Annotated in this window: 13 protein-coding genes and 2 pseudogenes; 5 read left to right on the top strand and 10 right to left on the bottom strand. The window is 70.4% G+C overall.

Annotated elements, in window-relative coordinates:
- A pseudogene (locus P3T39_RS25755) lies at positions 1-180 on the top strand (hypothetical protein); the annotation flags it as partial.
- A 20-nt stretch (positions 181-200) separates the two neighbouring features.
- Here the strand turns inward: P3T39_RS25755 and P3T39_RS25760 are convergent.
- From P3T39_RS25760 to P3T39_RS25785, 6 genes are all read right to left on the bottom strand, one after another.
- Positions 201-575, bottom strand: a complete 375-nt coding sequence (locus tag P3T39_RS25760) for an immunity 22 family protein (RefSeq protein ID WP_280701327.1) — start codon at positions 573-575, stop codon at positions 201-203.
- 74 nt (positions 576-649) lie between these two features.
- On the bottom strand, positions 650-1,096 hold the full coding sequence (locus P3T39_RS25765) for a hypothetical protein (protein ID WP_280701328.1): 447 nt from the start codon (positions 1,094-1,096) through the stop codon (positions 650-652).
- Between the two features lie 217 nt (positions 1,097-1,313).
- Entirely contained in the window at positions 1,314-2,309 is a 996-nt protein-coding gene (locus P3T39_RS25770; RefSeq protein WP_280701329.1) for a protein-L-isoaspartate(D-aspartate) O-methyltransferase, read from the bottom strand.
- Between the two features lie 455 nt (positions 2,310-2,764).
- Positions 2,765-2,917, bottom strand: coding sequence for a hypothetical protein (locus P3T39_RS25775; RefSeq protein ID WP_280701330.1), 153 nt, complete (start codon positions 2,915-2,917; stop codon positions 2,765-2,767).
- Positions 2,918-2,956: 39 nt separating this feature from the next.
- Positions 2,957-4,063 (bottom strand): serine hydrolase domain-containing protein, encoded by a 1,107-nt coding sequence (locus P3T39_RS25780; RefSeq protein ID WP_280701412.1) that lies wholly within the window; start codon positions 4,061-4,063, stop codon positions 2,957-2,959.
- Between the two features lie 777 nt (positions 4,064-4,840).
- The gene (locus P3T39_RS25785; protein ID WP_280701331.1) at positions 4,841-5,434 is read right to left on the bottom strand and encodes an aminoglycoside adenylyltransferase domain-containing protein; all 594 of its coding nucleotides are present in this window, start codon (positions 5,432-5,434) and stop codon (positions 4,841-4,843) included.
- A 324-nt stretch (positions 5,435-5,758) separates the two neighbouring features.
- Here P3T39_RS25785 and P3T39_RS25790 point away from each other — a divergent pair, with 324 nt between their 5' ends.
- A complete protein-coding gene (locus P3T39_RS25790; RefSeq protein ID WP_280701332.1) occupies positions 5,759-6,598 on the top strand; it encodes a class I SAM-dependent methyltransferase in 840 nt (279 codons plus the stop codon).
- A 247-nt stretch (positions 6,599-6,845) separates the two neighbouring features.
- Here P3T39_RS25790 and P3T39_RS25795 read toward each other — a convergent pair whose 3' ends face one another.
- The 3 genes from P3T39_RS25795 to P3T39_RS25805 all read right to left on the bottom strand — a co-directional run bounded on the left by P3T39_RS25795 (position 6,846) and on the right by P3T39_RS25805 (position 11,846).
- Positions 6,846-7,931 (bottom strand): alpha/beta hydrolase-fold protein, encoded by a 1,086-nt coding sequence (locus P3T39_RS25795; RefSeq protein WP_280701333.1) that lies wholly within the window; start codon positions 7,929-7,931, stop codon positions 6,846-6,848.
- 31 nt (positions 7,932-7,962) lie between these two features.
- Complete coding sequence (locus P3T39_RS25800) at positions 7,963-9,102, bottom strand: serine hydrolase domain-containing protein (RefSeq protein WP_280701334.1); 1,140 nt, start codon at positions 9,100-9,102, stop codon at positions 7,963-7,965.
- A gap of 260 nt (positions 9,103-9,362) precedes the next feature.
- Positions 9,363-11,846, bottom strand: coding sequence for a helix-turn-helix domain-containing protein (locus P3T39_RS25805; RefSeq protein WP_280701335.1), 2,484 nt, complete (start codon positions 11,844-11,846; stop codon positions 9,363-9,365).
- Positions 11,847-12,093: 247 nt separating this feature from the next.
- Here P3T39_RS25805 and P3T39_RS25810 point away from each other — a divergent pair, with 247 nt between their 5' ends.
- The 3 genes from P3T39_RS25810 to P3T39_RS25820 are packed head-to-tail and all read left to right on the top strand — an operon-like array spanning position 12,094 to position 13,589.
- A complete protein-coding gene (locus P3T39_RS25810; RefSeq protein ID WP_280701336.1) occupies positions 12,094-12,720 on the top strand; it encodes a hypothetical protein in 627 nt (208 codons plus the stop codon).
- 25 nt (positions 12,721-12,745) lie between these two features.
- Positions 12,746-13,321 (top strand): hypothetical protein, encoded by a 576-nt coding sequence (locus P3T39_RS25815; protein WP_280701337.1) that lies wholly within the window; start codon positions 12,746-12,748, stop codon positions 13,319-13,321.
- A gap of 40 nt (positions 13,322-13,361) precedes the next feature.
- Entirely contained in the window at positions 13,362-13,589 is a 228-nt protein-coding gene (locus tag P3T39_RS25820) for a hypothetical protein (protein WP_280701338.1), read from the top strand.
- Between the two features lie 19 nt (positions 13,590-13,608).
- Here the strand turns inward: P3T39_RS25820 and P3T39_RS25825 are convergent.
- Positions 13,609-13,866: pseudogene (locus tag P3T39_RS25825) on the bottom strand (IS982 family transposase); the annotation flags it as partial.
- Positions 13,867-13,893: the final 27 nt, after the last annotated feature.

The raw sequence follows: 13,893 nt of genomic DNA on the forward strand, positions 1-13,893 counted from the left end.
CAGTGGTCGGCAGATCAAACTCAAGGCATAAGCGCCAGTCGTACCTCGGGCCAGACCACCGCCCGGGGCGGCACCCGACCATCCTCACAGTCATATCTCGTGGCCACGGCCCGGTACGACAAGCTCGGGGTCCGCTACGAGGCCACCGTGGTTGTCGCCGTGATCAACGAGTGGCTGTGATCGACCAGGGTGAGAGACCCTCAGTCCCGGATGGCGAACTGGCCGAGATAGCGCAGAGAGGTACCGTGCGGGTTCCCAACGATGTTGGGAGCGAAGACACAGATCGCAGCGTCGGCCGGCTCGGTTGACTCGACCTGTGACAGCCACTGGTCAGCGTACGAGGCGTCTCGAAGGAGTACTGCAGGGGGAATCGGGGCGAGGTAGCCGATGTCCTGGGCGTGGATGACCTCGACGCACATCGGGGTGAACTCGGTGATTCCGGCCTCGCCCATGAACACGGATGGCTCCGCATCACCGCTCTCCGACCACCTCTGGTCGATGTAGTTGCGGATGTCCTCCTCAGAGGAGAACCGGCCGCGCGAGAGGAAAACGTGCACCACGCTGGCTTCAGTCACCCGACGATTGTCGCCCAACGCTGAAGCGGCGTCCGACCTGCCACAAGGCCGCCGGTCACACATCGGCCCCGCCATCAACGAGTCACCGTGGCCACTTCGACCAGCCACCGGCCGTCCGGCATCACCACCAGGTAGTCCGGGATGTGGAAGCGGGCCTTGCCGCCCACCGTCTTGAACCGGAGCCGCAACGGCTGCGACAGCACATCCAGGACCGCCCCGGCGAAGTCCAGCGCCCACAGGAACTTCCGCTCCTCCAGGCTCTCGAACCCGTCCTGCCGCCCCGTCGTCACCAGCACTTCCAACCCGGGACGGTGGCCCTGGCGGGGATGCCAGCTGAAGTGCCGCACCGGCTCAGCACGGCCCACCGGAACGCCCGCGATCTCACCGACCAGGCACGACACCTCGACGCCCCTGACGCTCCACGTCACCGTCCAACGACGCGCCCACCCCGCCGTCAGATCCAGGCCGCAGCTGTCCTCAGGCCCCAGCACGAGCGGAACGAACAGCTCGTCCACCGGCACAACGCCGACCAGACCCCAGGGCTCTGTCCCATGCAGACCATGGCAGAGCCCCCAACCCCACCGAGACAACACCGCCCCGGACCAGAGCACCACTTCCAGCTGAACATCACCGGATTCGAGGCCGGCGTACAGCCTGGCCAACTACCCTGAAAACTTTGGCAACTACGAAGCACGGTCACAACAGGCCCCCTGACGGCGGGGCCTGCCAGGCGGGCGGTCAGGCCACCGGGTTGTCCGGGCTGTCGAGCCAGCCTCGTCGGCCCCTCTCATCGACGGTCAGACCGAAGCACTCGACGCCCGGCAAGTCGTTGTCCACCCACCAGTGGAACACGGCCTCGAACTCGTTCCCGAGACGGCGTGGGCCGTACTGACGGACCTGCGCGACGTCTTGGCCGTCGTGGAAGGTGGCGCCGGCCCAGGACAGGTTGCTGAGGCTGCAGAGCCACAGCGTGCGGCCGTCGTCGCGCGGCTGGACGGCGTGGGTGACGTGGTGGAGGCGCAGGCCGACCGCGAGGGGGAACGGGTCGAACCGGCCCAGGTCGGGCAGGGCGGTGCGGGTGGTGCTCTCGTCCACCGCGAAGGCGGGGTCGGGGGTGTGGAAGGGCCACACCAGCCGCTGGAAGCGCATCTTCATGAAGTCCACCGGCCGCAGGAACGGGCCGGTGGCGGTTCCGCCCTGGTGGACGGTCAGGCGCAACAGGGCGTCGCCGTTGCCGAAGTGCGTGCCCCACGGCAGGAGGACCATCCCACCCGGTCGGGTCTGGCGCAGCCAGGCGTAGGGGATCCGGCGGGCCCCGAACGTCACCGTCACGCGGTCGTACGGCACAGCGGACGGGTAGCCCTCGGCGGCGTCCCCGGCGACGGCCAGCGGGTGAAGGCCGGCGGCGGCCGGGCGGCGACGGGCGGCCTCGGCCACGACCGGGTCCACCTCGACGGTGACGACGTTCGCATCGCCGAGTCGGTGGGCGAGCAGGCCGGCCTGCCACCCCGGGCCGGTGCCCAACAGCTGGGCGTCCTTGGAGCCGCGCGGGCGGTTCATCTCGTCGATCGGGCACTCGACCACGCGTCCGGTCATCCGGTGGATCTCGACCTTGTGCCGCAGCTCCAGGAACAGGAAGTTCGTGCTCAGAGCCTGGGAGCGGGCCAGGCGGGTACCGCTGGGCGAGCCCCGCAGCACCCGCCCGAGGTACGCGTCCGCATCGGATGGCTCCATGTCCCACAACGGACGGCCGAACCAGGTCCTCACCTGCTCCAGGTGCCCGACGTCCCCACGGATCGTTCCGTCCGTCAGCCCCGCCGAGACCCGCGCCAGCACACCCAGCCAGCACGTCGGTCTCGAACCGCTCCAGCTCCTCCGCCGAGACCGGCTCCCGGTACTCGCGCAGGTCCCGCACCACCGCCAGCGCCGCCAACCCGCGCCTCCTCGCCTTCGACCAGACCGCAGATCGGTCGCACGAGCTGAGAAAGCTTCAGGAATCCCGAAGTTACGTCACAGGCCGGCGGAACACCCGAAGGAGGAAGAAGCCCCTGGCCACGGCCTCGGTCACTCAGCAAGGCTCAGGGGAACTCGCGGGATGTCGCACACACCACGGAGAACCGGCGAGGGCTGAGAATGTGAGCTCGCCAGCGCCGCCATTGCTTTGGACTGGCCGCCCGCGACCGAGCCGGTCAGGAGTCGGCCCGGCGGAATACCAGCAGCACTCTCTCGTAGCTCACGCTGCCGTAACTTCCGCTATCGGTGGTGTACGCGTAGGCGCTCACTCGGTCGAGCCGCCAGCCTTCTTCTTCAACCACGTGGATCGCTTGCGACACCGTATCCATCACCGCTCCGTCCGGGGAGCTGCGCTCAACCGGCGCGGTTCAGCGGCACAGGGCGGTGTCCACGGCCGCCTCCAGGTGCTGCGCGGCTGCGCCGGTCGGGACGGCGGTCACCGCGATGTCGACGGCACGGCCGTCCTCCGTGGCGCCTCCGCGGGTCCGGTATCCCGGAATGGTTCCACCGTGGCCCCAGTACACACCACCGCACGACAGCGGCCTGCTCTCCAGGCCCAAGCCGTAGCGGGTGCCGGGGCCCAGAACGTCGGCGGGGACGGTGGTGCGCATCTGGGCGAGCTGCGCCGGGGCGAGGAGGCGGCCTGCGAGGAGCACGCTGTAGAACTGGTTGAGGTCGGTGTTGGTGGAGATCATCGCACCAGCGGCCCAGGCCGAGGACGGGTCCATCTCGGTGAAGTCGCGCAGGGGCCCGCCGGCCTTCTCCGGGAAATAGCCCTGGGGGTGGGGGCCTTGGATGGTCATGTCCCCGGGGGATGGGAAGTAGGTATGGCGCAGTGCGATGCGGCTGATGACGCGCTGGGTGATCGCTTCCCGGACCGGCCGGCCCGTGACCTTCTGGATGACCAGGCCGGCGACCAGGTAGTTCGTGTTGCTGTACTCCCATTTCGTGCCCGGGGAGAACTCCGCTTTGCGCGCGAGGGCCAGGTCGAGGAGTTCGCGGGGTTCGAAGTACTGGCGTCGCGTGGCGGCGAGATCAAGGGCCTCCGCGTAGTCGGGCAGGCCGCTGGTGTGCTGGAGCAGTTGGTGGATGGTGATGGTGTGTCCGTCGATCCCGTCCCCGCGCAGAAGGCCCGGCAGGTAGGTGTCGACGGGGCTCTCGAGGCCGACCTTTCCTTCACCGACCAGCTGCAGCATGACCACGGCGGTGAACGCCTTGGTGTTGCTGCCGATGCGGACCTGTCCGTCGACGGGCACCTTGGCCTTGGTGTCCAGGTCGGCCACGCCCGCCGTGTAGGTACGGGTCCGTCCGTCGCGGTCCTTGACGCTTGCCAGCGCGGCGGGAAGCCCGTCGTTGCGCACCAACGCGTTCAGGCTCTGCTGGACGCCGTCCGGCATGGAGTCGGCGACCGCCGGAGGCGTCGCCAGCGCACCGATCGCCACGATGCCGGCGGCCACAGCGGCTACCGTCGACACCGCCCCGCGTCGATGGCTCCGCTGCCTGGTGGAACGGAACCTGTCCCCTGCGTGCTCGTACACGAAAGAACTCCTGTGGGGTCGGCGGGAAACAACTGGCCTGTGGACCCAGCATCTCCGGGCAAGATCGCAAAAGGGATCCCGCTATCCGCCCATTGCAGGTAGGGCTAACCCCCGGTGCCGACCGAACGGGCCCGTCAACTCCCCGACGCGCAACCACCCATGAACGCCACCTGGCGCGCCCCCTGGCTGTCCCCCAGCTACGGCGTCCGACACGGCCCCAAGCAACTTCCCGTGGCCCGACGCGCGCCACACGACCCCGCCATCCGCGGCGACCGCAGCGCCCGACCACGACCGAGCCCGGTCCCCTCCCGCCCCCGCGCCCTCGGACAGACAACACCGCCGCCAGCGGCTACAACCTGTGACTGAGCGCCCGATATGACTCGGGAGCCATTCACGACGCTCTCGCGGAAGGGCTGTTGACCTGGGACGTCACCGGTTCCGCAACAGACCCCGAGCAGCCGGTGCATGGCCACCGTGCGCTTGACCTTCATATCCGGCCGGGCCAACTGCGATGCTCAGACGGGCCACCTCAGGCACTCAGGGGCCAGATCGGGCGCTCAGTCTCACCCGGCCTTCGTTGTGGCCGCCGGGCGGGGTGAACGAACCTGGACGTCCCCGCAGGTCAAGAGGTTCGTTCACGCTGGGCTGGCGTGATGGTTCCGGCCCTGCCGGCCCGCGCCCCTGACAGGCATGGGCCGGCAGGGCCCGTCTCCGTCAGTCGACGAAGGACTCCGCGTAGGCGGCGAAGGCATACGTCGCTTCGAGGCTGCCCGGTCGCGGCGGGTCGGCCGGGTTCCAGCCCAGCTCCCGGTCCCCGATCACCTGGGTGAGCAGGGGGCGCCATCGCGGGTCGAGGGTCTCACGTGCCCACTCCAGCGCGCCGCGCTTGGACGCCACCTCACCGGTGCGCAGGGTGAACAGCGCCCGGCAGTAAACAGTCACCGCATACCGCTGGCTCCGGGCATGGTCGAACGGGGCCCAGGTCCGCAGGTCGGCCATGAGGCCGGGCAGCATCACGCGCATCGATTCGCGCAGGGCCTGGGGCGGCACTGCGTCAACAAGGTCGGTGATCGGCGGCCCGGCGAGGGTGACGCCGCGGTTCCGAAGGATCCAGCGGGTGTGCGCGCTGTTGCAATGTGTGTCCCAGATCAGCTCGCAACGGCCGTGGTCGCAGAACAGCCACGGCGTCCCAAGCCCGGCGATGCTGCGCAGGGACGTGGTGTCCGCGTAGGAACCTCCAGGTGCTTTGTCCCCGTGGAGCTGGTGTTCTTCAAGGCAGAGGGCTGGGAGGCCTGGGGGCTGGAGCACAAGCCAGTGATCCCCGAGGGGATGCGATCCTGGTCGACAATGACCTGCTGTTCGAGGACGGGCCTTCCTCGCCATGGCCACTGGTGGCAGCCAACCGCTGGCTGAACTGCCTTCCCCCCAGCGGTTGTCCGGAACCCGCCCGGACAGGGTGACGGCCGTGGACACCCACTGCGGCGAAGTCGCGGCCTGGTTCCCGTGGCGCTTTCCTTTCCCGTCCCGTCGCGGTGGGGATGTCCGAGGACCCGCTTGACCATGTGCGCCACTGGGTACGGTCTGGCCTGTTCCGGCGAATCCGGACCTGGACATCGATGAAGGGCGGCTGCCGTGCCACCTGACACCCCGGCGAGCGCTGCCGAAGCGGCACGCCGCTATTACGAGACCGACGACGTCGACGGCTTCTACACCACGATCTGGGGCGGTGAGGACATCCATACCGGGATCTACGCCCACGACCACGAGTCGATCGCGGCCGCCTCCCGGCGAACTGTGGAGCGCATCGCCGCCAAGTCCTCCACCCACCTCGGCCCGGACGGCACCGTGCTGGACATGGGTTCCGGGTACGGCGGCGCGGCACGCTACCTGGCGGACCGCTTCGGCTGCCGGACCGTCGCGCTCAACATCAGCGAGATGCAGAACCGGCGCCACCGGGAGGTCAACGCCAAGCGCGGTCTGGCAGGACTCATCACCGTGGTCACCGGCTCCTTCGAGGACGTCCCGTACCCCGACGGTTCCTTCGACCTCGTGTGGTCCCAGGAAGCTCTCTGCCACGGCGGCGACCGGCCAAGGGCCCTGGGCGAGGCCGCCCGTGTCCTCAAACCGGAAGGCCAGCTCATCTTCACCGACCTCATGGCAGCCGACGAGTGCCCGCCCGAAACCCTGCGTCCGGTGGTGTCGCGGCTGGGCATCGATGCCTTCGCGACACCGAGCTTCTACCGCAGGCAGGCATCGCGACTCGGATTCGCCCACGTCGACTTCGAGGACCTCAGCGATCACCTGCTCACGCACTACCTCCGACTGGCCGAGGAAACCACACAGCGCACGGAGGAACTGACCGGAGTGATCAGCCCCGCCTATCTGGACAAGCTCCAAGACAACCTGCCGCGCTGGATCGAGGCGTGCCGCAGCGGTCACCTGCGTTGGGGGATCTACACCTGCCGCCGCTGAACGCCGACGCCACCCACCCATGGGGCCCGGGAACCAGCCACGCAACTGCCGGCATCGCCGCGCCCCGGCCCAGTCCGCCCGGCGGCGAGGCCGCCACCGGGCGGACGTAGGAGAAGCAGAAGAACGCGTGTGCCCGGAGACGCGGACGGCCCGACCGGCGAGCGGCGCGCCGGTCGGGCCGTCCGCTCGTTCACCCGAGGTGCGTGGTCACGGGGCGAGCGGGGGCGGGTCCGTCAGCTGGCGGGGTTCAGCCGGCTGCGGCGAACGAGGCCGCGAGGCGGGGGATGTAGTCGGCGAAGGCGGGGGCCCAGCAGCCGTAGTCGTGGCCGCCGTCGCAGGTGGGAGAGAGCGACGAGCCGTTGCCGTAGTCGACGTAGCGGCTGGGGATGCGGAGCCGGTCCAGGCGGGCCTTGACCGTGTTGGAGGCGATCTCGGTGAAGTGGTCGATGGGCCCCTGGTTGCCGGTGTAGAGGGTGATGTCGGTGCCGCCGAGCCGGGCCAGGTTGGCGGGGGCGGCGGGGTTGACAGCGTTCCAGATGTGGTCCGCGTTGAAGACCGGGTAGGGCGAGCCGAAGATCGCGTCGCTGTCGACGTAGGGCCCGAAACCGGTGCACTGGCCGGAGCCGGAGGTGCTCACGGTGCACCACGCGCCGGTGAGGTTGAGCTCCGTCGCCAGGACCGTCGCGCGGATCGCCGTCATGCCGAAGTCGATGCCGCCGGACAGGGAGGCAGTGTGCCCGAACAGGTCGGGACGGGCCTCGGCGTAGTGCAGCGCGCCGTAGCCGCCCATCGACAGGCCGACGACGGCCCGGTGGGCCCGGTCGGCGATGGTGCGCAGGTTGGCGTCGATGAACGGGACGACCTGGGTGGTGTGGAAGGTCTGCCAGTTGGCCGCGCCCAGGGCGGTGTTCTGCATGGCCCAGTCGGCGTACCAGCCCTTCAGACCGCCGTCCGGCGCCACCGTGATCATCGAGTCCGAGTGCAGGGCGGGGGCGGCGGCCGCGTCGTCCACGCTGCCCTGGCCGCCATGCAGGAAGTAGGCCACCGGCCAGCGCTCGGTGGGGTTCGCCGCGTAGCCCTGGGGGAGGAAGATGCGGATTTTGTGGGTGCCGGAGAGCTGCGCGGTGGTCACGGTGATCGTGAAGTCGGTGCTCGAGTGCACCTCGGGGGTGCCGACCTGGGTCAGGCCGAACCCGTTGGTGAAGGTCAGAGGTGCCGGGGCGTCCGCCCGGGCGGACGCGGGCGAGGTTCCGAGCAGCGCGGTCACGGCCATGGCCGCGGCGACGGCGGCCGTGGTCGCGTGCCGTCGGCAGCGGAGCAGAAGTGATGTCATCGGTCGTCCTTTCGGGGCACGGGTGATGGGGTCAGAGCGCGCAGTAGGCGTTGACCAGGGCGGTGTCGGTGTCGGTCTGGCCGGCCGTGCCCGGGAGCAGGTGGAACTCGTTGTTGGCGTGCGCGACCTGCTTGGTGCCGTCGTCGCTGCTCAACCAGGTGCTGTAGTAGCCGAGTACGGCGCCGTTGTGCCACCAGACCCACTGGCCGCAGGGCAGTTGGGCGTGCTCGATGCCGAGGCCGTAGCCTGCGGTGCCGGTGCTGTTCACGGGCACCGTGGTCTTGAGTTCGGCCTCCTGGGCGGGCGGCAGCAGCTTCCCGGTCAGCAGCGCCCGGCTGAAGGCGGTGAGGTCGTCCAGGGTCGACACCATCGCCCCCGCCGAGCCGAAGACCTGGACGTCGGAGACCGTGACGTCGTTGGTGTAGAAGACCACGGGGTGCACGTAGCCGTGCAGGTAGTTGCCGTACAGGTTCGGGTCGCTGGTCGGGAAGGTCGTGTTGGTCAGGCCGAGCGGTCCGATGATCCGGTTCTGGATCTCGGTGGCCGCGCTGTTGCCGGTGACGGCATTGATCACCATGCCCGCCAGCACGTAGTTGGTGTTGGCGTAGGAGAACTTCTGGCCCGGCGCCGCGGTCGGCTTCTGCGATGCCAGGGCGATGTCCAGCAGCGTCTGCGGCGCCCAGGCCTGGTTCGGGTTGAGGTCGAGGACGTAGGGGCCGGACACCTGCGGGCTGTTGGCGTACTCGGGCAGGCCGGAGGTCTGGTTGAGCAGCTCGCGGATGGTGATCTTCGTGCCGTCGTAGCCGTTGGCGTTGACCGCCCCCGGCAGCCACTTGGCGACCGTGTCGTCCAGCGAGAGCCGGTGCTCGGCCTCCAGCTGGAGCAGCACCGTGGAGGTGAACGCCTTGGTGTTGCTGCCGATCCGGAACTGCGCCTTCGGGTCGGCGGGCATGCCGGTGGCGAGGTTGCCGGTGCCCGCGTGCACGTACTGGGTGGTGTCGCCCTGGCGGACCAGGCCGATCACGCCGGGGTATCCGTCGGCGACGCCCTGCTGGGCGCCGGCCTTGAGGATGCCGGCCGCGGTCGGCGTGTCCGCGTTCGCCGGGCCGACACCGGCCAGGGCGGCGAGCAGCAGCGTCGCGCTGACGGCGGTCAGACGTAGGGACTTCATCGGACTCCTTCATCCACGGGTCGTCATGGCTCCGGTGCGGGTTGACGCGGCGTCGGGGCGCCGCTGACCGGGCACTTCGATGCTGGTGCCCGGTCAACCCGGCGGACAGGCCAAGGCACCGGCCATCCATGGCCGGTCGTCACGAGGGCCTCTGCGCGGTCGTCCGCGCTTGTCGTCCGTGCTGGTTGTCCGTGCTGGTTGTCCTCGTCGGTGGTTCGCGCCGGCCGGCCCGCGCCAGGGGGACGGCCGGCCGCGCGTCGTCACGACGAGCCGTTCCGCGCGGAGGGGAAGCTGGCCGGCCGGTACTTGGCCTGCTGCTGGCGGAAGGTGCGGCCGAGGTGGTGTTGCAGCCGGACGTGGCGGAACTGGTACACCGCACCGGTCTGGCGCAGCACGCCGCGGTGGTAGGCGTCGTCCAGGAAGGCGACCGTGTCCCAGGGCAGCTTGCCGGTCAGCGGCAGCCAGATCCGGGACAGTACGACCCACTGCCCCCAGGCGGTGAAGGCGAGGGCGTAGGAGACCGCACCGCCGATCCCGCCGACCGCGCCGATGAGGATCCCGTCCGACAGCGCCCAGTTCAGCGGCCCCAGCAGGCGCTGGAGCAGGTCGATGATCAGGCGCCCGCCGAAGGCGATCGCCAGGGTGAGCAGTGGCGCCAGGACGAGGATCTGCCGGCCCACCGTCGCGCGGTTGGCGGACAGCAGGCTGACCGGGGTGGCTGCGGAGGTGACGTCCACCGGCGCCTCGAGTGAGGCCATCAGCCCGAAGACCAGCCCGGCGGCCGTGCCGAAGATCAGCCCGAAGCAGACCATGTTGATCAGGGTGGCTTCGATCACGTGCGGATTGGTGAGCGGGAGCCCCGGATACAGCGCGCGCTCCAGGGCGAGCGCGCACGCGCATCCGACGCCCATGACCGATCCGCCGAGCAGGCCGTCCCCGAACCGGGCGGCGAACGTGCGGAACGTCCGCCGCCCGAAGCCGCGGTGGGTCCCGGGCAGCCGCAACCGCACGCGGGCCGGTTCGAAGGCCGGACCGCCGCGGTAGGCGACCATGACCGCGTACACGCAGCCGAAGGCGAGGCCGGCAACCGGCCCCATCAGGGCCCCCTGGAGGAGGATCTCGCCGAGCTCGGCCCGGATGAACAGCGCGCAGACGAGCCAGTCGGCCAGGGTGATGCTCAGCGCGGTCGCCAGCACGACGGCGATGATCCGGGTCGAGCGCCGCAGCGAGTCGCTGATCCGCCACCAGGCGAGGTCCTGCTGGTCGAGATCGAGCCGCACCAGGTGGTGGGCCAGGTAGCCGAGCCACTGCTGGGCGCGCTCCGGATCCCAGCTGCGCTGCCGGCGCTGGTGGCCGCGGGCGACCTGCTCTGGGACGCGGCGCCGGTAGACCGCCGGAACGAAGCCCGCCAGCAGGTGCTCCTCGAGGGAGCGCGCGGTGGGGAAACGGGTGGTGTCCAGGAGTTCGGCCGGATCCCGGTCGGGCGCCTCGCTGTACATGGTGCGCGCCAGGATGACCATGAGCGGGGTGGTGAGTACGGCGGCGAGGTTCGCGCCGGCCGGGGTTTCCCGGGCGCGCAGTTCGTCGAGGACGGCGTCCCACACGGCCCCGGCGCCGCCGTCGCCGCTGCCGTCGCCGTGGCTGTGGCCTTGGCCTTGGCCGTCGCCGTGGCCGTCGCCGTGGCCGTCGCCGTGGCCGACCGCGCGGGCGGTACGGGGCAGGTAACCGACGAGGTTGTCGAGGGTGAGGTCGGTGAGCTCGATCCCGGCCGCCCAGACCAGCGGTGCGTGCGCCGCCTGGACGGCTTCGGCGAACTCGCCGCGGCGGCTGGTGAGGACCAGCGGCAGCGAGGTGGCGTTCAGTGCCTCAAGTGCCTCGCGCCGCAAGCCCTCCGCTATCTCGTCGAATCCGTCGAGCACCGGAAGGATGAGGTCGGCGTCGACCATCGCGGCGGCCAGGGTCGAGCCGCCGGGGCTCCGGCGGGCCAGGTGCGGGTGGTCGCGCAGCAGCCGGCCGATCAGCCAGTCCCGCAGCGCCGCGGTGGTCGGGTCCCAGGAGCCGAGGCTGAAGATGACCGGCACCCGTCCGGGGAGGGTCCGGGCCGCCAGGACGTCCAGGACGAACCTGATCGTGAGGATCGACTTTCCCGAGCCGGCCCGGCCGAGTATCACCAACCGCCCGGACGAGATCCGCCGGTAGACCTCCGCCACGCTCCGCAGGTCACCGCTCAGGTCCACCTGTTGCGGCGCGGCGCCCGGCCCGAGGCGCTGGATGTTCTCCGAACGGTCCGTCAGACCCGTCGGCGCCTGCTGCCAGCGGACCGGCAGCGGGAACGGGTCGTGGACCCGGCGCTGCTCCTCCTCGCGCCGCCAGCGGCGCCGTATCTCCCGCGCCAGCTCCTGCACTGCCTCGGCGAGCTCACCGTGGGCCGGCAGCGGTGCGGGAGCCGCAAAGGGCGGCGGTACGTGCTCTGCCTCGGGCAGTACGGGCGCGGCCTCCGCCGCTCCGGAAGCCCCGCCCTGCGCTCTCGCGAGCATGGCCGCCAGCAGTCGGCGGTCCTCCTGCCCGAGGTCCAGCGCGTCCGCCAGCAGGTTCACCGTGCCCAGCCGGTGGTCGGTGGATTTGCCGGTCTCCAGTCGGCGAATGGTGCGAACGCTCACCCCGGACCGTTCCGCCACATGCTCCTGCGTCAGCCCCGCCTGACGGCGCAGCTGGCGCAGCATCGTGCCGAGCTGATCAGTCACCGGTTCACTTCCCCCTACTCGCCAGTATCGCCGCCCGTGAGCCTACCGGTACGGCCGGTCATAAATGGCCGGTGCTCTGGCCTGGTCGCTGACCAGCGGGAACCCGACGATCGGTGGTGCCGGGGGGTGGCCGTGCGGACCGTGACAGGCCGCAGGGCCGCCACCCCCCATCGCCCCACCACCCCATCACCACCAGGGATGACGCGTGTCGAAGACGCGCGAGCGAGAACGGAGGAGTCGGATCCGTATGGCAGACACCGAACAGCACAGGGCCCGGTCAGCGAGCGCGCGGACCTCGCCGGAGGCCGTCCCCGAGGCCGCTCCCGAGGCCGTCCCCGAGACCGTCCCCGAAGAGGTCGCCCGGCTGGCTGCGGCCCGGGGGCTCGGCGAGCTTGTCGACGTCCGGCGCGGCGTCTCGGCCACGCGCGCGGTGACCGTGGGGTGGGGCACCGCCACCGTCTCCCTGGTACTGACGCTCGCGCTGGGCTTCGAGACCTCCCGGACCCCGGCGTTCTCCCTCGCCCACTCGCTACTGCACGCGCTCACCCTCGCCTTCCTGTTCACGGCCGTCGGCGGGATCGGCTACGGCGTGCGGGGCCTCGTCGCCGGCACTCGGACGCACTACCTGTACGCGGACGGAATCGTGCACGCCACCAGGTCCGGCCCCCAGGCCGTCGCGTGGCCGGAGGTGACCTGGCTCAAGAGCGTCCACCAGCGCGGCGACCAGAGCACGGTGGGCCGGGTCGTCGGGTACCGGCTGGAGGCCGGCGACGGCACGTCGTTCCTCATCCCCCTGGTCCTGGTGGACGGCCGCAACGCGTTCGTCGACAAGGTCGTCGCCGCCATGCGCCAGCACGACCGTCCGATCGTCTGATCGTCTGATCGTCTGAGGAGTTCACATGACCACCGCCGACAACAACGACGCCGCCCCGTCCACCGACCCGGCCGCCGCCCGGCCGCCGTACGCGAGCGCCGCCGCGCCGTACACCGTCGTCTCCCCCGGGCAGCGGGCCATCTGGGAGGCCAAGGGCAGGCGCGCCATCGGCTTCGGGGTGACATGGCTGCTCGGCGGCCTGCTCGTGGACTCCTACACCAAGGGCGAGTTCAACGTCACCCACCAGAGTGCCGAGGGCGACGAAACCGTCACCCGGACCTACGTCTTCGGCGGCGTCGACTTCACCGGCGTCTCCTTCCTCCCTGCCAGTCCCGCCCAGTTCCGCACCCAGTGGCCCCAACTGACCGACCAGGTCCGCACCTCGCTCGGCGCCCCCGCCCAGGACCCCCAAGCCGGCCAGGCCTGGCTCGGCAAAGACACCCTGGGTTCGGCGGACCTCACCGGGGCCGAAACCCCCAGCCGCGTCTGGACCTCCCTCCAACCCGCCATGCCGTGGCTCCTGATCGCCGTGGGCATCGCGACCCTGGCCGCGATGCAGCTCGTCGTACGCCGCCACACCCGCCACCGCCCCGGCCGCTGACCCGCCGCCCCTCCGGCAGGGCAACGTCCGAGGAGTCAACATGGCATACCGCTACTGGTGCGGCGAGTGCGGCTTCAAAACCCCCTGGCTCAGCCGGCCCCAGGGCGAACAGCAGCAGATCCACCACTACGCCAAACGCCACCCCGGCATCCCACCCGGCGGCCATGTCGAGATCAACCGCAGAAAGCCCGACAGACGACCCGGCTGCCTCCACCTGACAACGCTCGCCCTCCTACTGCTGATCCTCGCAGCCGCGTGCCATCACTAGATGATCGATTCCAAGGGGTTCAGTGGTCGTAGGCGGTCAGGGCTCGCATGACCGGCTGGTCGGTGTGATCGTTGTGCCAGATGGCGGCGGTGAGCGCGAGGATGCGTTGCAGAACGCGGACGGCCACGCCGCCGGGAGTGCGGCCGCGGTGTCGTTCGAGGTCGAGTTGGCCCTTGAAGGTCTCGTTGATCGATTCGATGACCTGCCGCAGCGGCTTGAACAGCTATGATCCGGGCCGCTCGGCCTCGCCCTTGCGGGTCGGCCGCAGCAGTCGGATGTCCAGACCGACGAGGCATGGAGCCAG

It is taken from the genome of Kitasatospora sp. GP82, from assembly GCF_029892105.1.
Taxonomy (GTDB): Bacteria; Actinomycetota; Actinomycetes; order Streptomycetales; family Streptomycetaceae; genus Kitasatospora.

Excerpts from the sequence above, each read along its gene's own strand:
- P3T39_RS25770 (WP_280701329.1), bottom strand. The coding sequence starts at position 2,309 with ATGGAGCCATCCGATGCGGACGCGTACCTCGGGCGGGTGCTGCGGGGC.
- P3T39_RS25775 (WP_280701330.1), bottom strand. The coding sequence starts at position 2,917 with ATGGATACGGTGTCGCAAGCGATCCACGTGGTTGAAGAAGAAGGCTGG.
- P3T39_RS25795 (WP_280701333.1), bottom strand. The coding sequence starts at position 7,931 with ATGACATCACTTCTGCTCCGCTGCCGACGGCACGCGACCACGGCCGCC.
- P3T39_RS25800 (WP_280701334.1), bottom strand. The coding sequence starts at position 9,102 with ATGAAGTCCCTACGTCTGACCGCCGTCAGCGCGACGCTGCTGCTCGCC.
- P3T39_RS25810 (WP_280701336.1), top strand. The coding sequence starts at position 12,094 with ATGGCAGACACCGAACAGCACAGGGCCCGGTCAGCGAGCGCGCGGACC.
- P3T39_RS25815 (WP_280701337.1), top strand. The coding sequence starts at position 12,746 with ATGACCACCGCCGACAACAACGACGCCGCCCCGTCCACCGACCCGGCC.
- P3T39_RS25820 (WP_280701338.1), top strand. The coding sequence starts at position 13,362 with ATGGCATACCGCTACTGGTGCGGCGAGTGCGGCTTCAAAACCCCCTGG.